The sequence below is a fragment of the Kitasatospora sp. NPDC057542 genome (assembly GCF_042801945.1).
GTDB lineage: Bacteria > Actinomycetota > Actinomycetes > Streptomycetales > Streptomycetaceae > Kitasatospora.
In genome coordinates, this window is sequence record NZ_JBHVFE010000149.1 from 1 (window position 1) to 18,598 (window position 18,598).

The 18,598-nt window shown below is 72.8% G+C and carries 17 protein-coding genes; 10 read left to right on the plus strand and 7 right to left on the minus strand.

Features of this window, described 5'->3' with window-relative positions; genetic code table 11:
• Positions 1-54: 54 nt before the first annotated feature.
• The gene (locus tag ACFU7Y_RS20045) at positions 55-423 is read left to right on the plus strand and encodes a hypothetical protein (RefSeq protein ID WP_380769079.1); all 369 of its coding nucleotides are present in this window, start codon (positions 55-57) and stop codon (positions 421-423) included.
• Positions 424-516: 93 nt separating this feature from the next.
• On the opposite strand, the gene ACFU7Y_RS20050 is transcribed toward ACFU7Y_RS20045, so the two are convergent.
• From ACFU7Y_RS20050 to ACFU7Y_RS20060, 3 genes are all read right to left on the minus strand, one after another.
• Positions 517-1,458: a hypothetical protein gene (locus ACFU7Y_RS20050; RefSeq protein WP_380769081.1), complete on the minus strand. Its 942-nt coding sequence runs from the start codon at positions 1,456-1,458 to the stop codon at positions 517-519.
• Between the two features lie 290 nt (positions 1,459-1,748).
• Positions 1,749-2,969: an acetyl-CoA C-acetyltransferase gene (locus tag ACFU7Y_RS20055; RefSeq protein WP_224285270.1), complete on the minus strand. Its 1,221-nt coding sequence runs from the start codon at positions 2,967-2,969 to the stop codon at positions 1,749-1,751.
• A 63-nt stretch (positions 2,970-3,032) separates the two neighbouring features.
• Complete coding sequence (locus ACFU7Y_RS20060; protein WP_380769082.1) at positions 3,033-4,115, minus strand: SGNH/GDSL hydrolase family protein; 1,083 nt, start codon at positions 4,113-4,115, stop codon at positions 3,033-3,035.
• 214 nt (positions 4,116-4,329) lie between these two features.
• Here ACFU7Y_RS20060 and ACFU7Y_RS20065 point away from each other — a divergent pair, with 214 nt between their 5' ends.
• From ACFU7Y_RS20065 to ACFU7Y_RS20085, 5 genes are all read left to right on the plus strand, one after another.
• On the plus strand, positions 4,330-5,730 hold the full coding sequence (locus ACFU7Y_RS20065) for a cystathionine beta-synthase (RefSeq protein ID WP_380769083.1): 1,401 nt from the start codon (positions 4,330-4,332) through the stop codon (positions 5,728-5,730).
• A gap of 511 nt (positions 5,731-6,241) precedes the next feature.
• Positions 6,242-6,580, plus strand: coding sequence for a hypothetical protein (locus ACFU7Y_RS20070; RefSeq protein WP_224279784.1), 339 nt, complete (start codon positions 6,242-6,244; stop codon positions 6,578-6,580).
• A gap of 200 nt (positions 6,581-6,780) precedes the next feature.
• Positions 6,781-8,064 (plus strand): Ig-like domain-containing protein, encoded by a 1,284-nt coding sequence (locus ACFU7Y_RS20075; RefSeq protein ID WP_224279786.1) that lies wholly within the window; start codon positions 6,781-6,783, stop codon positions 8,062-8,064.
• 76 nt (positions 8,065-8,140) lie between these two features.
• Positions 8,141-8,692, plus strand: coding sequence for a SigE family RNA polymerase sigma factor (locus ACFU7Y_RS20080; protein WP_224279788.1), 552 nt, complete (start codon positions 8,141-8,143; stop codon positions 8,690-8,692).
• Complete coding sequence (locus ACFU7Y_RS20085) at positions 8,689-9,495, plus strand: hypothetical protein (RefSeq protein WP_224279790.1); 807 nt, start codon at positions 8,689-8,691, stop codon at positions 9,493-9,495. The genes ACFU7Y_RS20080 and ACFU7Y_RS20085 overlap by 4 nt, the downstream gene beginning before the upstream one ends.
• 166 nt (positions 9,496-9,661) lie before the next feature.
• Here ACFU7Y_RS20085 and msrA read toward each other — a convergent pair whose 3' ends face one another.
• The 3 genes from msrA to ACFU7Y_RS20100 form a co-directional block, all read right to left on the minus strand.
• A complete protein-coding gene (gene msrA, locus ACFU7Y_RS20090; protein ID WP_224279797.1) occupies positions 9,662-10,327 on the minus strand; it encodes a peptide-methionine (S)-S-oxide reductase MsrA in 666 nt (221 codons plus the stop codon).
• Between the two features lie 95 nt (positions 10,328-10,422).
• The gene (locus tag ACFU7Y_RS20095; RefSeq protein WP_380769085.1) at positions 10,423-11,565 is read right to left on the minus strand and encodes a hypothetical protein; all 1,143 of its coding nucleotides are present in this window, start codon (positions 11,563-11,565) and stop codon (positions 10,423-10,425) included.
• A gap of 51 nt (positions 11,566-11,616) precedes the next feature.
• The gene (locus ACFU7Y_RS20100) at positions 11,617-13,230 is read right to left on the minus strand and encodes a M48 family metalloprotease (protein ID WP_380769086.1); all 1,614 of its coding nucleotides are present in this window, start codon (positions 13,228-13,230) and stop codon (positions 11,617-11,619) included.
• A 234-nt stretch (positions 13,231-13,464) separates the two neighbouring features.
• Between ACFU7Y_RS20100 and ACFU7Y_RS20105 the strand changes: the two genes are divergently transcribed.
• On the plus strand, positions 13,465-14,619 hold the full coding sequence (locus tag ACFU7Y_RS20105; protein ID WP_380769088.1) for a cystathionine gamma-synthase: 1,155 nt from the start codon (positions 13,465-13,467) through the stop codon (positions 14,617-14,619).
• A 24-nt stretch (positions 14,620-14,643) separates the two neighbouring features.
• On the opposite strand, the gene ACFU7Y_RS20110 is transcribed toward ACFU7Y_RS20105, so the two are convergent.
• Positions 14,644-15,126 carry a MarR family winged helix-turn-helix transcriptional regulator gene (locus ACFU7Y_RS20110; protein WP_224279812.1) on the minus strand — a complete coding sequence of 161 codons (483 nt, stop codon included), beginning with the start codon at positions 15,124-15,126 and terminating at the stop codon, positions 14,644-14,646.
• Between the two features lie 122 nt (positions 15,127-15,248).
• Between ACFU7Y_RS20110 and ilvA the strand changes: the two genes are divergently transcribed.
• The 3 genes from ilvA to ACFU7Y_RS20125 all read left to right on the plus strand — a co-directional run bounded on the left by ilvA (position 15,249) and on the right by ACFU7Y_RS20125 (position 18,550).
• Positions 15,249-16,460 (plus strand): threonine ammonia-lyase, encoded by a 1,212-nt coding sequence (gene ilvA, locus ACFU7Y_RS20115; RefSeq protein WP_224279813.1) that lies wholly within the window; start codon positions 15,249-15,251, stop codon positions 16,458-16,460.
• A gap of 154 nt (positions 16,461-16,614) precedes the next feature.
• Positions 16,615-17,691 carry an ATP-binding cassette domain-containing protein gene (locus tag ACFU7Y_RS20120; protein ID WP_224279816.1) on the plus strand — a complete coding sequence of 359 codons (1,077 nt, stop codon included), beginning with the start codon at positions 16,615-16,617 and terminating at the stop codon, positions 17,689-17,691.
• Position 17,692: 1 nt separating this feature from the next.
• Entirely contained in the window at positions 17,693-18,550 is an 858-nt protein-coding gene (locus tag ACFU7Y_RS20125) for an ABC transporter permease (RefSeq protein WP_224279818.1), read from the plus strand.
• Positions 18,551-18,598: the final 48 nt, after the last annotated feature.

An 18,598-nucleotide genomic window follows, 5' to 3' on the forward strand; every position in this document is an offset into this window, starting at 1 on the left:
CCCCGGAGCCACTCGCTCCGGGGCCCGGCGGCTTTCTCGCTTACGCTCCTACCCATGCATGACGTAGAGCCCCTGGTCGAAGCCGTCGAGTCCCTGGCGGATCGTTTCCGCTCGCTGCCGCAGAGCAAGCTGCTGGGCGCCGTGCCCGGGTACGCCTCGCGGGCGGCGGCCGCGCTGGAGCTGGCCCGCCGGCTGGCCGGGCTGGCGCTGGCGACGGAGGGCGGGCCGCAGCGGGAGTTCCCGGACGCCGGGGCCTTCGCGGTGGGGGACCAGCTGGCCGTCGCCGGGCACGACCTGGCGGCCGCGCTCGCGGCGCTGCCGCAGGGCGCGGAGGTGGCGCTGCCGGACGGGCCGGTGGCGGCGACCGAGGTGCTGGCCGGAGCGGTGGCCGCGGTGCGGGAGACGGCGGCGCTCTGCCGCTGACGCCCCAGGGGCGTGCACACAGCGAAGGCCGGCCGGGTCGGTAACCCCTTGACCCGGCCGGCCTTCGGCGTGCTGCGCGCCGGTGAGCTGGTGTCAGACGCTGGCGACCACCCGGTCGGCGAGCACGTAGACGGCCTCCTCGTCGGTGGAGAAGGTCAGCGAGTACGAGCCGGAGAAGCGCGAGCCGCCGAGCAGCCGGACGTGTTCACCGGCGCGGACGGCGTCGATCAGCCGGTAGGCGGCCTCCCGGTCGCCCGGGGCCACACAGAGGGTGGTGCCGTCGGCGAACGCGTACACGTCCAGGGTGCCCAGCGGGCCCGGGCGGACGTCGATCAGGGCGACGGCCTCCTCGGCGAGGGCGGCCAGCCGGCCGTCGGTCCACTCCCGGGACGGCGCCTGGCTGGGCACGAAGTCGGGGTGCGAGGGGTGGCGGCGCGGGTCGGGCGCGGCGACCGGGGCCTCCTCGACGACCGGGTCGGCGTCCAGCAGCCCGGCCTCCAGGCCGGTGGCCAGCAGGTCGGCCTCGCGGCGGGCCCGGGCGTCCTTGGCGGTCTCGCCGACCGGGTGGCCGGGGCGCAGCGGCACGCCGCCCTCGGCGCCGGGCTCGGCGGGGACGGTGCCGCCCTCGTTGATCAGGTCCTCCAGCGCGGAGCGCAGCGCCTCGCCGAACTCCGGGTCCATCGTCCCGGCGTTGTCGGCGGCGTCCTGCGGGCCGGTGGGGCGGGGGAAGAAGAGCGGCCACTCGTCGGTGCCGGAGAACGTGCCGGAGAACGGGGAGTCGAACAGCGGCGCGTCCTCGGCCGCGCGGGCCTCCTGCTCGGCCCAGAACGCCCGGGCCTCGGTGATCTCCCGCTCGCGGTCGGCGGCGAGCGCCTCGGTGACGGCCCGGCGTATCGCGGCCTCGTCCACCGGCGTGGGCGCGGCCTGGGCCGCGGCCTGCGCGTCCAGCCGGCGGGACAGTCCCCGGAGGTGGAGCAGCACGGCGGTCGACACGGTGATCAGGATCAGCAGCAGGATGGTGTAGACGGCGCTCACGGAACGTACTCCTAGCGAGGAGCGGAACGGGGTTACGTGTCCACACTGCCGCATGCGGGGCTGTTACCGCAGTGGCGAATGTCCAATTTATCCGCAACTTTCGCCCTTGTCCCCAAATTGTTAGGTAACGCCGTTCTACGCAGTGGAGTTGATCCGCTCCGCAGTGTCGATTTCCGGGCCGAAAACGACAGAAAAGAGGGCCGGATCGACCTTGCGGTGTGATTCGGCCCTCAATTACGCAGCGTCACTCCAAATGGGTGGTCCAGACCCTTCGGAGGGTGACCGGAGGGTCAGCTGAGGCGCTCGATGACCATCGCCATGCCCTGGCCGCCGCCGACGCACATGGTCTCCAGGCCGAACTGCTTGTCGTGCCACTGCAGGGAGTTGATCAGGGTGGTGGTGATCCGGGCGCCGGTCATGCCGAAGGGGTGGCCGACCGCGATCGCGCCGCCGTTGACGTTCAGCTTGTCCAGGTCGACGCCGAGGTCGCGGTAGGACGGGATCACCTGGGCCGCGAAGGCCTCGTTGATCTCGACCAGGTCGATGTCGTCGATGGTCAGGCCGGCCCGCCTGAGCGCCTGCTTGGAGGCCTCGACCGGGCCGTAGCCCATGATCTCGGGGGAGAGCGCGCTGACACCGGTGGAGACCACCCGGGCGAGCGGGGTGATGCCCAGCTCGCGGGCCTTGGTGTCGGACATGATGACCAGCGCGGCCGCGCCGTCGTTCAGCGGACAGCAGTTACCTGCGGTCACGGTGCCGTCGGGGCGGAACACCGGCTTCAGGCCGGCCACGCCCTCCAGGGTGACGCCGGCGCGCGGGCCGTCGTCCGTGCTGACCACGGTCCCGTCCGGAAGCGTCACCGGGGTGATCTCACGCTCCCAGAAGCCGGCCTTGATGGCGGCCTCGGCGAGGTTCTGCGAGCGGACGCCGAACTCGTCCTGCTCGGCGCGGGTGATGCCCTTGAGCGCGGCCAGGTTCTCGGCGGTCTGGCCCATCGCGATGTAGGCGTCCGGCAGCAGGCCGTCCTCGCGCGGGTCGTGCCACTCGCCGCCACCCTCCTCCGCGCGCTTCTTGGTGCGGGCCTGGGCCTCGTCGAAGATCGGGTTCATGGTGCCCGGCAGGCCGTCCGAGGTGCCGTTCACGCTGCGCGAGACGGTCTCCACGCCGGCCGAGACGAAGACGTCGCCCTCGCCCGCCCTGATCGCGTGCAGTGCCATCCGCGTGGTCTGGAGCGAGGAGGAGCAGTAGCGGGTGATGGTGGCGCCGGGCAGGTAGTCCATGCCCATCTGGACGGCCACGATGCGGGCCAGGTTGTGGCCCTGCTCGCCGCCGGGCAGGCCGCAGCCCAGCATCAGGTCGTCGATCTCGCGCGGGTCGAGCTGCGGCACCTTGGCCAGGGCGGCCTGGATGATGTGGGCGGTCAGGTCGTCCGGGCGGACGTCCTTGAGCGAGCCCTTGAAGGCCCGGCCGATCGGCGAACGGGCGGCGCTGACGATGACGGCTTCGGGCATGGCGGGCTCCTCGCTCGGTGACGGCGGACCTGGCGTCCGGGAGGAAAGTTACCGCCTGGTAGGTCAGGCGTCACCCGCCGCAGGGTGTGAGCTGGCCGACGTGTTCCCGGAGGCCCCGCCGGGGGCCGTACCGGCTTTCTTCCCGTTCTCCGGGCCGGGCAGGCCTATCCGCAGCCGGTGGCGCAACTGGGCCCAGCGGCGCCCGGGGTCCTCCGCCGGCACGGCCGCCACCTCGGTGCCCGCCCGCCCGGCCGCCGCCGCGGCGGCCACGGCGACCGGCAGCACCGCGGCGCCCGGGACGGCCGCGGCCGGGCGCTCCTCCTCCGGCCAGAGTCCGAGCGCGGCACAGACCGAGGGCAGCACGGCCATCGCGGCGGTCGCGTAGCCCTGGGCGGAGGGGTGGTAGCGGTCGGCGGCGAACATCTCCGGGCGGGCGGCGAACTCCGGGCCCAGCAGCGAGCCCAGCGAGACCGTCCGGCCGCCCGCCTCCACCACCGCGATGGTCTGCGCGGCGGCCAACTGCCGGCTCAGCCGGCGGGCCACCCAGCGCAGCGGCGGCCGCACCGGCTTGATCGTCCCGAGGTCCGGGCAGGTTCCCACGACCACCTCGCAGCCGTTGGCGTGCAGGGCGGCGACGGCCTCGCCGAGGTGACGGACGGCCAGTTGGGCCGGGCTGTGCCGGGTCACGTCGTTGGCGCCGACCATGATCACGGCGACGTCCGGGCGGTGCGGCAGCGCCTGCTCCAGCTGGCCGGAGAGGTCGGCCGAGCGGCCGCCGGAGCGGGCCACGTTGACCAGCCGGACCGGGCGTTCGGCCACCGAGGCGAGGCCGGCGGCCAGCAGCGCGCCCGGGGTCTCGCCGGCCCGGGCGACGCCGAGGCCGGCGCCGGTGGAGTCGCCGAGGACGGCCAGCACGAGCGGGGCCTGCGCGGCGGCGGAGCCGTCGGCGAAGGCCTCGCCGTAGACGCCGTCCGCCCTGGGCGGGAGGGTCTCCAGGGCGCCGATGGCCTGGACGGCGAGTTTGCTCTCGGTCAGCAGCAGGCCGACCAAGCCCACCCCGAGCAGGCCGAGCCCGCCGCCGCCGTACGCCGCCGCAGTGGCGATCCGGCGGGCCACCCGGGCCCGCGAGTCCCGTGCCCCTGGCATCCGGTGCCCCCTTCACGTGGTCCTGACGGCCCTCCGGGGCCACGGCAATGCCTGCACAGCGGTCTTACCCGCGCGCGGGGCGGGAGTACCGGAGGCGCCGGTGGGGGTGGGCCATTGGGGGAGGTGGGCAAGAGGGGAGTCGCGGGGCGGGTGCCACGCCCTAGGCTTTGCAGTACCGAAAGCACTCGCATGCCCACAGACCGGGAGGACCCCCGTGCGGTACCACAACTCGATCATCGACCTGGTCGGCAACACGCCACTGGTCAAGCTGAACAAGGTCACCGAGGGCATCAGCGCGACAGTGCTGGCGAAGGTCGAGTACTTCAACCCGGGCGGCTCGGTCAAGGACCGCATCGCGATGCGCATGATCGAGGCCGCCGAGGCCTCGGGCGCCCTCAAGCCGGGCGGCACCATCGTCGAGCCGACCTCCGGCAACACCGGTGTCGGCCTGGCGATCGTGGCCCAGCGGAAGGGCTACAAGTGCATCTTCGTCTGTCCTGACAAGGTCTCGACCGACAAGATCAACACCCTGCGCGCGTACGGCGCCGAGGTGGTCGTCTGCCCGACCGCCGTCGCCCCGGAGCACCCGGACTCGTACTACAACGTCTCCGACCGCCTGGTCCGGGAGACCCCGAACGCCTGGAAGCCGGACCAGTACTCCAACCCGGAGAACCCGGCCTCGCACTACCACTCCACCGGCCCGGAGCTGTGGGAGCAGACCGAGGGGCGGATCACCCACTTCGTGGCCGGCGTCGGCACCGGCGGCACCATCTCCGGTACCGGCAACTACCTGAAGGAGGCCTCCGGCGGCAAGGTCAAGGTGATCGGCGCCGACCCGGAGGGCTCGGTCTACTCGGGCGGCACCGGCCGGCCGTACCTGGTCGAGGGCGTCGGTGAGGACTTCTGGCCGACCGCCTACGACCGCAACGTCGCGGACCGGATCGTCGCCGTCTCCGACAAGGACTCGTTCCAGATGACCCGCCGCCTGGCCAAGGAGGAGGGCCTGCTGGTCGGCGGCTCCTGCGGCATGGCCGTGGTGGCCGCGCTGGAGGTCGCCAAGGACCTCGGGCCGGACGACGTCGTGGTGGTGCTGCTGCCGGACGGCGGCCGCGGCTACCTGTCGAAGATCTTCAACGACGACTGGATGGCCGACTACGGCTTCCTGCCCTCCTCCACCGACGAGGCGCACATCGGCGAGGTGCTGGCCCGCAAGGAGTCCATCGAGCAGGGCGGCGTCCCGCAGTTCGTCCACATGCACCCGAACGAGACGGTCGCCGAGGCGGTCCGGGTGCTGCGCGAGTACGGCGTCTCGCAGATGCCGGTGGTCTCCCCGGGCGCCGGCCACCCGGACATCATGGCCGGCGAGGTGATCGGCTCGGTGGTGGAGAAGCTGCTGCTGGAGGGCATCTTCGCCAAGGAGATCGAGCTCACCGACACGCTGGACAAGGTGATGTCCAAGCCGCTGCCGGTGGTCGGCTCGGGCGAGACCGTCACCAACCTGATGACCGTGCTGGAGAAGGCCGACGCGGCCGTCGTGCTGGTCGAGGGCAAGCCCCAGGGCATCGTCAGCCGCCAGGACCTGCTGGGCTTCCTGACCGGCCGCGGCCAGCACTGACACGGCGTCACCGGCGCTGCCGCCCTTCCGCGGGAGGATGCGGAGGATTCGTCCACGGGGGAAGTGGTACACCGGCGTCACCTGTCCGCAGCATGTGGTTAACAAGGCTCGGGCATCGTGGTCGTCAACGGCAGGACGCCGAGTGAGGCGACGGCAACCGTCCGGGAGCGGCTCCCCGGCGACCGCGGTCGGCTCCGGACACGTCGGGCGGCCCTGACCCGGCCGCCGTGTCCTCCCGCCGTGGGAGGCGCCGTCGTCCCGCCCCTGCCCGGCCCCGGCCGGCTGACAGGGTGCGGCGGCTCCCGCGGCAGCACCGCGCCGCACGGCGCGTGTCCCCGCGGCTCCCGGGTGGGGGAGTCCGCGCGGGGAACGGTGGGGCCGGTCCTTCTCCGAGGGGCCGGCCCCTTCCGTTCGCGCCGTCCGGGCTTGTTCGTGCCGGGCGCGTGGGGGCGTGCTCCGGGCGGCTGCCCGTGCGCCACGCCGGGCGTGACCGTCCCGTACGCTCGCACGCATGACCAGCACTGAAACGACCGACCAGGACGCCCCGCGCTACGTCCGGGTCAAGATCGAGCTCATCGCGGAGATCACCGACGAGGGCGCGCTCAAGGCGGCCGCCCTGGAGGCCGTCACCGCGGACGAGTACCTCGACGACGAGGAGCGCGCCCAGTCCGTCGAGGCCATCGAGGTGGACCCGTCGGGTTCGCTCGCCCACTTCATCGACCCCGTCGCGCTGCTCGGCGAGGTGCCCGGGGTGGAGCTCGCCTCGGCGACCTGGGAGTCGGCGCAGACCGAGTTCGACCCGGACGACGAGGAGTGGGACGAGTACCGGGTGGAAGACTCCGCCGAGTAGGACGGAACCACCGGGTGACGGCGTCCGCCGTCACCGCCCGTGAACGCCCGGTCCGCCCTGCGGGCCGGGCGTTTTGTCCCTGTTCATCGGGAAGTTGGGTCATCTCATACGATCGCTTACCCTTCGGTGATGGAACCGTGAACGGGCGGATTGCGTTTCTGTATCCGTAATGCCCGGGATGATCTACAGGGAGACGCGACGTGACGGCACGGGACGGTCAGGGGCGGGCGGCCGGAAGCAACTGGAGCCGGCGCGGAGTCCTCGCGGGACTGATCGGAGCGCCCGTCCTGCTGCTGGCGGCCTGCAACGACAACAGCAGCGCCAGCAGCAGTGACACCGGTGGCAGCGGCGCCGGCGGCGCGAGCGGCACCCCGGGCTCCGGCGGTGCGAGCAGCAGCGCCCCGAAGACCTCGGCCGCGGTCATCACGGTCGTCCCGGCCGACGGCACCGCCTCGGCGAGCTTCAGCGAGCCGGTCAAGGTCACCGTCGCCAACGGCACCCTGAGCAGCGTCAAGGTCACCGACACCACCGGCAAGGAGCTGGCCGGCCAGCTCTCCGCCGACGGCACCGGCTGGACCTCGGCCGCCGCCCCCGCCAGCGGTACCAAGTACACCGTCGCCGCCACCGCCCTCGACAAGGACAAGCTGGAGGCGGACTCCAACGCCGTCTTCACCACGGCGACCCCGGCCAACACCTTCGTCGGGTACTTCACCCCCGAGGACGGCTCGACGGTCGGCGTCGGCATGCCGGTCTCGATCAACTTCAGCAAGCCGATCACCGACCGCAAGAGCGTCCAGCAGGCGATCACGGTGATAGCCGAGCCGGGCGTCGAGATCGTCGGCCACTGGTTCTCCAGCACCCGTCTCGACTTCCGGCCCCAGGAGTACTGGGCCAAGGGCACCAAGGTCACCCTCAAGCTCCGGCTCAAGGACGTCGAGGGCGCCAAGGGCGTGTACGGCACCCAGTCCAAGGACGTCAGCTTCACCATCGGCCGCGCCCAGACCAGCGTCGCCGACCTCGCAACCAAGAAGCTCACCGTCACCACCGACGGCCAGGTCAGCGCGGTCTACAAGATCTCCGGCGGCTCGCCCGAGCACACCACCTGGGGCGGCAAGATGGTGATCTCCGAGCAGTACGCCCAGACCCGGATGAACTCGCAGACCGTCAACCTGGGCAGCGAGTACGACATCGCGGACGTGCCGCACGCCCAGCGCCTCAGCACCTCGGGCACCTTCATCCACGGCAACTACTGGTCCTCGCCGTCGATCTTCGGCGGCCAGAACACCAGCCACGGCTGCATCGGTCTCCGGGACGCCCAGGGCGCCCAGGACAGCGGTACGGACGGCTACAAGTTCTACAAGTCCTCGATGGTCGGCGACGTGGTCGAGGTCGTGAACTCCGGTGACAAGACGGTGGCCCCGGACAACGGCCTGAACGGCTGGAACATGGGCTGGGCCGCCTGGAAGGCCGGCAGCGCCGTCTGACCCGGCTCCGCACCCCAGTCGGAGAAACTTTCCGGGCGGACCGAACCTCGCGGTCCGCCCGAGGAGTAGGACGGGTGTGAAACGCGAGCAGAGACAGCGCCAGGACGCCGAGTTCAGCGCGTTCGTCGCCGGGAGCGGTCGCCAACTGCTGAGGCTGGCCGAGCTGCTGACCGGCGACCCGGACCGGGCGAAGGACATCGTGCAGTCCGCGCTGGAGCGGGCCTACCTGAACTGGCACCGGATCACCGGGGACGACCCGAGTGCGTACGTCCGCCGGATCGTGGTCAACCAGCACCGCGACTGGTGGCGCCGGCTGCGCAACCACGAGCTGCCCACCGAGCACACCCCCGACCGGCCGCTCGCCGAGGACCTCGCCGAACGGCAGGCCGAACGGGCCCTGCTGCACCAGGCGCTGGGCACCCTCACCCGCCGGGAGCGGACGGTCGTCGTGCTGCGGTACTACGGGGACCTCACCGAGGCCGCCGTCGCGGCCGAACTGGGCATCGCCCAGGGCACGGTGAAGAGCACGTTGCACCGGGCGATGTCGAAGCTGCGCGCACTGCCCCAACTCGCCGACCGCTCCGGCGGGGTGGCGGGTTCCACGACGCACATCGAGGTGACGGTATGAGCTTCGAGAACCGGCTGGGCCGGCTGCTCAAGGACGAGGACCCGTATGCGAGCGGGCCGGACCCGGTGCCGATCATCGCCGCCGCCCGGCGCCGCCGGGCCAGGCGCAGAGCGGGGACCGGGGCGGTCGTGGTCGCGGTGGCCCTGGTCTGCGGGGCGACGGCGGTGACGGCCGGCAACGCCCGGCGCGTCGGGCAGGTCGCGGGCGAGGCGGGGGCGGCGATGACCCCCTCGGCCGGAGCGCTGACGGCAGGGTCGGCGCCCCTCACCCCGACCGCCACCCCCGTCTACCCCACCGACCGGTTTCCGACCCCGGCCCCGTTGCCGCTCTCGCCGGTGAAGCGGGTCGCCGCCGGGGAGAAGGTCGAGCTGGCCCCCAAGATCCGGGTGTCGGTGACCCCGACCGAGAGCTGCCAGGACACCATCGACCCGACGACCGGCGCCTACTCGGGCAAGGCGTGCACCAACGTTCCCGCCGCCCCCGACGTGCCGCACGACCGGCCCGGCATCGCCATGCAGTTCAACGACACGTCGGACAGCGTCATCGCGTACAGCTACTACGTGGGCCCGACCCCGGCCCGGATCGTGGTCTTCGTGGGTGGCAGGCCCACCCTCGCCACCCTGCTCACCACGCCGGGCATGGAGCGCTGGGTCGGCTACTACGCGGCCCTGCCGCCCGGCGACCCCCAGCCAGGTGCCATGGTTCCCGCCGTCGGGGCCTACGACGCCGACGGCAGGCTGCTGGCCGGTAGCGCCGGCCACACGGCGAACGGCCTCAAGGAGCAGCCGCCCGCCGTACTCTGAGCCGCCCGGCTCACCGCCTCGCGTAGTCCGCGAAGCCCTGCCACTCGACGATCGCACAGGGCTCCGGGCCCAGCGCCCAGGCGTCGTGTCCGGGCGGAGACCACGTACCCGGCGTGGGCGCCCTGGCAGCTGTCGGTCCTGGCGATCGGCTTCACGTGGAGGGAGGTCAGCCCTCGGTGCGGGCCACGCCGATCGGGCAGGAGGCGCCGGTGCCGCCGAGACCGCAGTACCCGTTGGGGTTCTTGGCCTCCGACAGGTACTGCTGGTGGTACGGCTCGGCCGGGAAGAACGGGCCCGCCGGGGCGATCTCGGTGGTGATCGGGCCGTAACCGAGCGCGGTCAGGGACGGCTGGAACGCGTCCCGGGTGGCCGCCGCGGCCTCGGCCTGGGCGGGGGAGTGGGTGTAGACGGCGGAGCGGTACTGGGTGCCCACGTCGTTGCCCTGGCGGTTGCCCTGGGTCGGGTCGTGCGCCTCCCAGAAGGTCTTCAGCAGGCGCTCGTAGGAGATCACCGCCGGGTCGTACACCACCCGGACCGCCTCGGTGTGCCCGGTCAGCCCGCTGCACACCTCCTCGTACGTCGGGTTGGGGGTGTGGCCGCCCTGGTAGCCGACCAGCGTCGTCCAGACGCCGGGCAGCCGCCAGAAGGTGCGCTCGGCGCCCCAGAAGCAGCCCAGTCCGAAGTCGGCCACCTCCAGGCCCTGCGGGTACGGACCGGTCAGCGGGTGCCCGAGCACGGTGTGCGGCTCGGTCAGGGTGAAGGCCGGGCTCGGTCGACCGGGCAGCGCCTGGTCGGCGGGGACGAGCGAGGTCTTGTGGCGGTTGAACAGCACGGCCTGCTCCAGCGGGTCGGGAATCCTGGCGCAGTCTCCAACGCGAACGGCCGCTCCCGGATTCCGGGAGCGGCCGCGGGCCGTGCGCGGGGCGGTCAGGCCTGCTGTTGCGCGGACTCCTTCGCCGCGACGGCGCCCTTGACAGCCTGGATCCGCAGGTCGATGAAGAACTGCCGGGGGTCCTGGCGGCTGGTGAACGGCTGCGGGATGTACTCGCCCAGTGCCTGGTACTGCGCCAGCGCCTCGGTGAACCGATCGGCCCGGGTCAGTGCGAAGGCAAGCCAGCCCCGGGCGTACCGGATGCGCGGGTGGTCCGGATCGGCGGCCGCGAGGTCGGCGAGCGCCTTGTCCAGGGCGGCGCCGACCTCCGGGCGCTCCCAGGCGATGAGTGCCTCCCCGTCCCGGACGAACCGCTCGTAGTACGCCTCCAGCTTCATCGGCGCGAGCAGGCTGCCGGCCGGAGCGGCGGCGATCGCCCTGTCGATGAACCCGTGCATCAGCTCGTGGCTGCCGCGCCACTTGTCGCACCAGTACTGCAGCGCCCGGTTGTGCGCCGCCCAGTGGTGCGGATCGCGCTTCGTGACCTCGGCCCAGAGCTGCCGGAAGCGGTCGTTGGACCAGCCGAGGCCCATGGCGATGGAGATCTGGGCGACCCACGGGTTGGGGTCGTCGTCGGGGGCAAGCGCGACCGCCTCCGCGGCGAACTCCTCGGCCTCCCGCAGGACCCGGTGGAAGCCCTCGGCCTGCTCGCGGCTGACCTGGCTGGCCGCCGCGCCGGTGCGGATCTTCCAGGCCAGGAAGACCAGGGCGTCCAGGTGCACCAGCGCGGCGGTCGGGTCGTCCGGCCGCTCCGCCCGCCAGGCACGCAGCCAGGTGTCGTCCTCGGCCGCCAGCTCGGCCAGCGCGCGCTGCCGCCGCCAGCGGACGTCGGGGACGGCGTCCACGGCCAGGTACGCGGCGGCCGGCCGCCAGTCGCCCGACTTCGCGGCGGTGAGCGCGGCCGCCTCGTCGGGTTCGGGCTCGCCGTCCAGGACCAGATCCTTGCCGAGGAGCAGCCCGTGGTCGGCCGGGGTGATGGTGTTCGCCGCCCGCCTCTCCTCGGCGAGCCGCGCCTCGTGGCGGGCGATGGTCGCCTTGGCCCGTTCCAGCTGCGCCAGCTTGCGCTTGGCCAGCCGGGTCATGACGACCGGGAACAGCAGGGCGAGGCCGACGACGACGAGCACGATGATGCCGATCAAGGGAGCTCCTTCCGCGCGTGGACGGGGTCAGGTGGTCAGGTGGTCAGGTGGTCAGGCGGCCGGGAGGCCGGCCCCGGCGAGCAGCGCGCGCAGTGGCGCGGTGTCCGCGGTGTCCGCGCAGGCGGCGTCGAGGGCCGCCCCGAAGCCGTCCTCGAAGGCGTCCGGCAGGTGGAGCTCGGCCGGTCCGGACCAGGAGAGCTCCCAGCGGGCCAGGCCGGCGTCGGCCAGCGTGACGACGGTGGCGTGCGCCAGTTCCTCGCGCAGCACCGGGCGGGCGAACTCGCGGGCGGCCCGGCCGGTGGCCGCGGCGGCCTCCTCGCTCTTCGGCAGCCGGTCGGTGAACTCCCAGGCCCGGCCGGCGTCGACGGCGTCGAGCAGGCCGTGGACGGTGGGCCGCAGGCCCAGTTCGGTCAGCGCCCGGTACGCCGGGGCGGCCGCCTCGCGGGCGTGCGACAGCATCGCCCCGCGGACCAGCTCGGGCCATTCGACCCGCTGCTTGCCGGCCGCCTCGGGGATCAGGGAGACGACCTCCAGCTCGGTCAGCACCCGCTCGGCGTCGTGCAGCAGGGCGAGGGCCGGGCCGGCGGCACCGGGGCCGCGTCCGTCGTCGGGCAGCGCCTCGATCGCGGCGACCCGGCGGTCGATCGGCGGGTGCGAGTCGTACGGGTCGGGCTGCTCCTCGGGCAGTTCGAGCGCGTACTCGGCGAGTTCCTGCCGGCGCTTCGGGTCGGTCAGCAGGTGGGCCAGGCCGCCGTAGACCTGGCCGGGCGGCGGGAGCAGGCCCGCGTCCCAGCCGAGGGTGGCGTAGCGGCCAAGGTAGAAGTCCTGCGCGGAGTCCAGCACCGGAATCTTGCGGAGCGCCGCGGCGGTGGCGTCCCGGCCGGCGATCTGGGCGGCGACCCGGTCGGCCGCGTACTCCTGGCGGCGGCCGACCGCCTCGGAGACCCGGAAGTAGAGCTTGGCGTAGAGGGTGAAGAGCTTGGCGAGCACCCGGTCGACGCCGCCGGAGGCCTGCTCGCCGGACGGCTTGCGACCCTTGGCCAGCCGCTTCTCGGCCTTGGCGGCCAGCTTGGCGGCCTCCGTGGCCTGGTGCTGGTCGGCGCGCTGGTGGAGCCCCCCGATGGTGTGCAGGACGGCGCGGCGGCCGGCCACCGTGACGGCGGCCAGCCGGACGTCCCGGTTGCTGTAGTGGCCGAACTCGTGGGCCAGCACGGACTCCAGCTCGCCCTCGGTGAGGCCGATCAGCAGCGGGGCGCCGATGACCAGGTGCCGCTTGCCGGGGACCAGGCCGAGCATCCTGGCCTCCTCGTACACGCCCGCGTTGACCTCGGGCACGAGCCGGATCTCGGCCGGTCCGCGGACGCCGGTCCGTTCGGAGATCCGGTCGACCACGGCCCAGAGGGCGGGCTGCTGCTCGCGGGTGAGGAGCACGCCGGGCACCTCGCCGTCGTCCTTGCGGCGGCGGGTCAGGAACACCACCCGGACCACCGGGTAGGCGATGACGGCGGTCAGCGCCCAGATCTTGAACAGACCCGGGCGCATGTGGTCCGACGCCTGGTACAGGGCGATGTCGAGGGCGAGCAGGCCCACGACGATGCCGGCGGCGAGCAGGTAGAAGCCGACGAGCAGGGCCACGGCCGTGACGGCTCGGATGGATGTGCTCATGCCGGTGGAACGCTGGGGCGCGCCCATGCGGTGATCCTCCCCGGGGGCGCGACGGCAGGGCGGCGCGCGACTGTTGCATGGTGAACATGTGTACGACGGGTGGAGATCGTAGCGGTCGCCAGGGGCTCGGCGCACCGAGGTTTCGGCCCGCCGCACCCCCGCTCCCACCTGCGGGTTCGTACCGGTTTCCGGTTCGTGCGGGCTTGACGGCATTCGCACACTAGGCTCGGACCCATGACCCAGCACCAGCTTCCTCAGGGCTTCGAGACCCTCGCCATCCACGCGGGTCAGGAAGCAGACCCCCAGACCGGGGCCGTCGTCACGCCGATCTACCAGGTGTCCACCTACAAGCAGGACGGGGTGGGGGGCCTGCGGGGCGGCTACGAGTACAGCCGCAGCGCCAACCCGACCCGCACCGCGCTGGAGGAGTGCCTCGCGGCGCTGGAGGGCGGCGCCCGCGGCCTCGCCTTCGCCTCCGGCCTGGCCGCCGAGGACACCCTGCTGCGCACCATCCTCAAGCCGGGTGACCACATCGTGATCCCCAACGACGCCTACGGCGGCACCTTCCGGCTGTTCGCCAAGGTGCTGACCCGCTGGGGCGTCGAGTTCTCCGTCGCCAACACCCAGGACCTGGCCACCGTCCGCGAGGCGCTGCGCCCCAACACCCGTGCGGTGTGGGTGGAGACGCCGTCCAACCCGCTGCTGGGCATCACCGACCTGGCCGCGCTGGCCGAGCTCGCGCACGGCGCCGGCGCGCTGCTGGTGGTCGACAACACCTTCGCCAGCCCGTACCTCCAGCAGCCGATCTCGCTCGGCGCGGACGCGGTCGTGCACTCCACCACCAAGTACATGGGCGGCCACTCGGACGTGGTCGGCGGTGCGCTGGTGCTGGCCGACGCGGGCCTCGGCGAGGAGGTCGCGTACCACCAGAACGCGATGGGCGCCGTCTCCGGCCCGTTCGACGCCTGGCTGGTGCTGCGCGGCATCAAGACGCTGGGTGTCCGGATGGACCGGCACAGCGCCAACGCGGAGAAGGTCGCCGAGCTGCTGGCGAGCCACCCGAAGGTCAGCCAGGTGCTCTACCCGGGCCTGCCCGAGCACCCCGGCCACGACATCGCGGCCAAGCAGATGAAGGCCTTCGGCGGCATGGTCTCGTTCCGGGTCGCCGGCGGCGAGGAGGCTGCCGTCGAGGTCTGCAACCGCGCGCAGCTGTTCACCCTCGGCGAGTCGCTCGGCGGTGTCGAGTCGCTGATCGAGCACCCGGGCCGGATGACCCACGCCTCGGCGGCCGGCTCGCCGCTGGAGGTGCCGTCGGACCTGGTGCGCGTCTCGGTCGGCATCGAGTCGATCGACGACCTGCTGGCCGACCTCAAGCAGTCGCTGGGCTGAGGCCGTCGGGGGCCCCGCGGCCCCTCACTGCCCCTGCTGGTCCGCCGTGTACGACTCCATCGCGTGGTTGAAACGGGCCAGCAGGGCGCAGAACACGCGCTGCTCCTCCGGCGGCCAGCCGGCCACCAGGCGGCGGGTCAACTCGGCCCGGCCGTCCCGGACTTCGCTGAGCCGGCCGGCGCCGTGCGAGGTCAGCGCGAGCCGTACGGCGCGGCGGTCGGCCGGGTCCTGCACCCGGCCGACCAGCCCGGCCGCGACCAGCGGGGCGACCTGGCGGGTCACCGTGGAGGAGTCCACGCCCAGCGCCTCGGCCAGCGCCTTGACGTTGGCCGGTCCGTGCCGCTCCAGCCGGTCGAGCAGCAGGTAGGCGGCCCGGTCCAGCGCCCCGACCCCGCCGCCGGAGGTTCGGACCTGCTCCATGCGGCGTGCGAACACCGCTAGCTGGTACTGGAGTTGGGTGTGCACGGGGTCGGTGCGGTCGGTGGCCTGGGGCGAGGTCGTCGTCATCGCGGCTCACGATCGTCGTGCGGTGAGGGAGGCTCAGAAGCAGCAGCGTACGCGGGCCGGGCGGGCCCGGGAACAGGCCCGGCATCCCGGATTGCCGCCGCCCGCGCCCGTAGTCTGACGCCATGCATAACTGGCCGATCACCCTCGACGACGTCCGCGGCGCCCAGAAGATACTCGCCGGGGTCGCCCGGGTGACCCCGATGGAGGGCAGCCGGCACCTCTCCGGGCTGATCGGCACGCCGGTCCACCTGAAGTGCGAGAACCTCCAGCGCACCGGGTCCTTCAAGCTGCGCGGGGCGTACGTGCGGATCGCGGGACTCTCCCCGGTGCAGCGGGCCGGCGGGGTGGTGGCGGCGAGCGCCGGGAACCACGCCCAGGGAGTGGCGCTGGCGGCCGCGCTGCTGGGTGTGCACTCCACGGTGTTCATGCCGGTCTCGGCGCCGCTGCCGAAGGTCGCGGCCACCCGTGAGTACGGCGCCGAGGTGCGGCTGCACGGCGCCACCGTGGACGAGGCGCTCCAGGCCGCTCAGCGGTACGCGGAGGCGACCGGCGCGGTGTTCATCCACCCCTTCGACCACTGGGACGTGGTCATCGGTCAGGCGACCGTCGGGCTGGAGATCCTGGAGCAGTGCCCCGAGGTGCGGACCATCCTGGTCGCGGTGGGCGGCGGCGGGCTGCTGGCCGGGATCGCGGCGGCGGTCAAGCCGCTGCGGCCGGACGTGCGGGTGATCGGGGTGCAGGCGGCCGGCGCGGCCGCGTACCCGCCCTCGCTGGCGGCCGGGCGGCCGGTGTCGCTGGAGCGCTTCGCCACCATGGCGGACGGGATCATGGTCGGGCGCCCCGGCGACATTCCGTTCGAGGTGGTCAACGTGCTGGCGGACGGCATCCGCACGGTCTCCGAGGATGCGCTGTCGCGGGCGCTGCTGCTGGGGCTGGAGCGGCTGAAGCTGGTGGTCGAGCCGGCCGGGGCGGCCCCGATCGCGGCGCTGCTGGAACAGCCGGACTCCTTCGAGGGCCCGGTGGTGGCGGTGCTGTCCGGCGGCAACATCGACCCGCAGCTGATGCAGCGGGTGCTGCGGCACGGGCTGGCGGCGGCCGGGCGCTACCTGTCGCTGCGGGTGCGGCTGGCGGACAAGCCGGGTGCGCTGGCGGACCTGCTGGGCGTGCTGACCAGGGTGGACGCCAACGTGCTGGACGTGGCGCACGTGCGGATCGACCCGCGGCTGGGGCTGACCGAGGTCGAGGTGGACCTGCACCTGGAGACCAAGGGGCCGGAGCACTGCGCGCTGGTGGTCGGGGAGTTGCGGGACGCGGGCTACGTGGTTTCCGGCTGACCCCCGTCCCTTGACGCGATATATCGCGTACTGCGAGACTCGCGATACATCGCGTTCGTGTTCCCACGCGTCGAGAAGCGAGTCACTCGCGTGCCCGAAAACAGGGCGGAGTGGGACGGATCGCCCCATACGTTCGAGGAGATGAGGCAAGGCCATGGCGCCAGCCATCCAAGCCGAGAACCTGGTGAAGACCTTCGGCGACGTACGAGCTCTGGACGGTGTCAGTCTCGACGTCCCGGAGGGCACGGTGCTCGGGCTGCTCGGCCCCAACGGCGCCGGGAAGACCACCACCGTTCGGGTGCTCACCACCCTGCTGCGACCCGACTCCGGCCGCGCCGTGGTCGCCGGGGTCGACGTGCTCAAGCACCCGAACAAGGTCCGCAGCCTGATCGGCCTGTCCGGTCAGTACGCGGCGGTCGACGAGTACCTGACCGGCTTCGAGAACCTCACCATGGTCGGCGAGCTCTACCAGATGAGCAACCGCGCGGCGAAGGCCCGCGCGCTGGAGCTGCTGGAGTGGTTCAACCTCACCGAGGCCAAGGACCGCACCGCCAAGACCTACTCCGGCGGCATGCGCCGGCGCCTGGACCTCGCCGCCGCGCTGGTCGTCCGGCCGCCGGTGATGTTCCTGGACGAGCCGACCACCGGCCTCGACCCGCGCAACCGGCTCGCGCTCTGGGAGGTCATCGAGACGCTGGTCGAGCAGGGCACCACGCTGCTGCTCACCACCCAGTACCTGGAGGAGGCCGACCGGCTCGCCCACGACATCGCGGTGGTCGACCACGGCCGGGTGATCGCCCGCGGCACCGCCGACCAGCTCAAGGCGCAGATCGGCGGCGAGCGGATCGAGGTCGTGGTGCACGAGCGCGGCCTGATCGGCGACGCGGTCGCCGCGCTGTCCGGCTACGCGCTGAACGAACCGACGGTGGAGAAGAACACCCGCCGGATCACCGTGCCGGTCAGCGGCGGCGCCCGGGTGCTCGCCGACGCGATCCGCGAACTGGACGCCCGCGGGATCGAGATGGACGACATCGGGCTGCGCCGCCCGACCCTGGACGACGTCTTCCTCACCCTCACCGGCCGCGTCGCCGAGGAGCAGCAGGAGGAGGACGGCGCCGCCCCGGGGGCGCGCGGCCGGGGCAAGGGCAAGGACAAGGACAAGGGGGGCGCGGGCGGCACGGACGGCCCGGGTCCGGACAGGCAGGCCGTCGCGGCCGGGAAGGAGAGCTGAGATGAGCACCGCCACCGAGCACGCCATCGGCGGGGCGGTACCCAGGCAGCGCCGGGGGATCGCCGCCTCCCTGCACGACTCCTGGGTGGTTGCCAAGCGCAACCTGCGCCGGATGACCCGCATCCCGGAGATCGTGGTCTTCGGACTGATGCAGCCGGTCATGTTCGTGCTGCTGTTCTCGTACGTGATGGGCGGGGCGATCAGGATCCCCGGCACGGACTCCAGCTCGGACACGTACATCCAGTTCCTGATGGCCGGCATCTTCGCGCAGACCGTCACCTTCGCCGTCGCCGGTGCCTCGGCGGGCATCGCGGAGGACATGAGCAAGGGGCTGGTGGACCGGTTCCGCTCGCTGCCGATGGCCCGTTCGGCGGTGCTCGTCGGCCGCACCCTCGCGGACCTGTGCCAGACCGCGTTCATCCTGGTCGTGCTGGCGCTGGTCGCACTGCTGGTCGGCTGGCGGATCCACGACGGCGTGCTCAACGCGCTCGGCGCCTTCGCACTGCTGCTCCTGCTGGGCTACGCCTTCTCCTGGATCGGAGCGCTGATCGGCCTGTCGGTGCGCAGCCCCGAGGCGGCCACCTCGGCCGGTCTGATCTGGCTGTTCCCGCTGACCTTCGTCTCCAACGCCTTCGTACCGGTCTCCTCGATGCCGGAGTGGCTCCAGCAGGTCGCGTACTGGAATCCGTTCAGCGCCACCGTGCAGGCCTGCCGGGTGCTGTTCGGCAACCAGGTCGGGCCGGTGGACAGTGCCTGGCCGATGGAGCACGCGGCGCTGGTGTCGGTGATGTGGTCGGTGGTGATCACCGCGGTGTTCTCGTGGCTGGCGGTGCGCAAGTACCGCTCCTCCACCGCCTGACCGGGTACCCCCCGGAACACCGGAGGGCGGCCGCGGAAGTCCTGGACC

Bases quoted from the DNA above. Each gene is read 5' to 3' on its own strand.
- ACFU7Y_RS20055 (WP_224285270.1), bottom strand. From the start codon at position 2,969: ATGCCCGAAGCCGTCATCGTCAGCGCCGCCCGTTCGCCGATCGGCCGG.
- ACFU7Y_RS20070 (WP_224279784.1), top strand. From the start codon at position 6,242: ATGACCAGCACTGAAACGACCGACCAGGACGCCCCGCGCTACGTCCGG.
- ACFU7Y_RS20110 (WP_224279812.1), bottom strand. From the start codon at position 15,126: ATGACGACGACCTCGCCCCAGGCCACCGACCGCACCGACCCCGTGCAC.
- ACFU7Y_RS20085 (WP_224279790.1), top strand. From the start codon at position 8,689: ATGAGCTTCGAGAACCGGCTGGGCCGGCTGCTCAAGGACGAGGACCCG.
- ACFU7Y_RS20120 (WP_224279816.1), top strand. From the start codon at position 16,615: ATGGCGCCAGCCATCCAAGCCGAGAACCTGGTGAAGACCTTCGGCGAC.
- ACFU7Y_RS20045 (WP_380769079.1), top strand. From the start codon at position 55: ATGCATGACGTAGAGCCCCTGGTCGAAGCCGTCGAGTCCCTGGCGGAT.
- ilvA (WP_224279813.1), top strand. From the start codon at position 15,249: ATGCATAACTGGCCGATCACCCTCGACGACGTCCGCGGCGCCCAGAAG.
- ACFU7Y_RS20060 (WP_380769082.1), bottom strand. From the start codon at position 4,115: ATGCCAGGGGCACGGGACTCGCGGGCCCGGGTGGCCCGCCGGATCGCC.
- ACFU7Y_RS20105 (WP_380769088.1), top strand. From the start codon at position 13,465: ATGACCCAGCACCAGCTTCCTCAGGGCTTCGAGACCCTCGCCATCCAC.
- ACFU7Y_RS20100 (WP_380769086.1), bottom strand. From the start codon at position 13,230: ATGAGCACATCCATCCGAGCCGTCACGGCCGTGGCCCTGCTCGTCGGC.
- ACFU7Y_RS20125 (WP_224279818.1), top strand. From the start codon at position 17,693: ATGAGCACCGCCACCGAGCACGCCATCGGCGGGGCGGTACCCAGGCAG.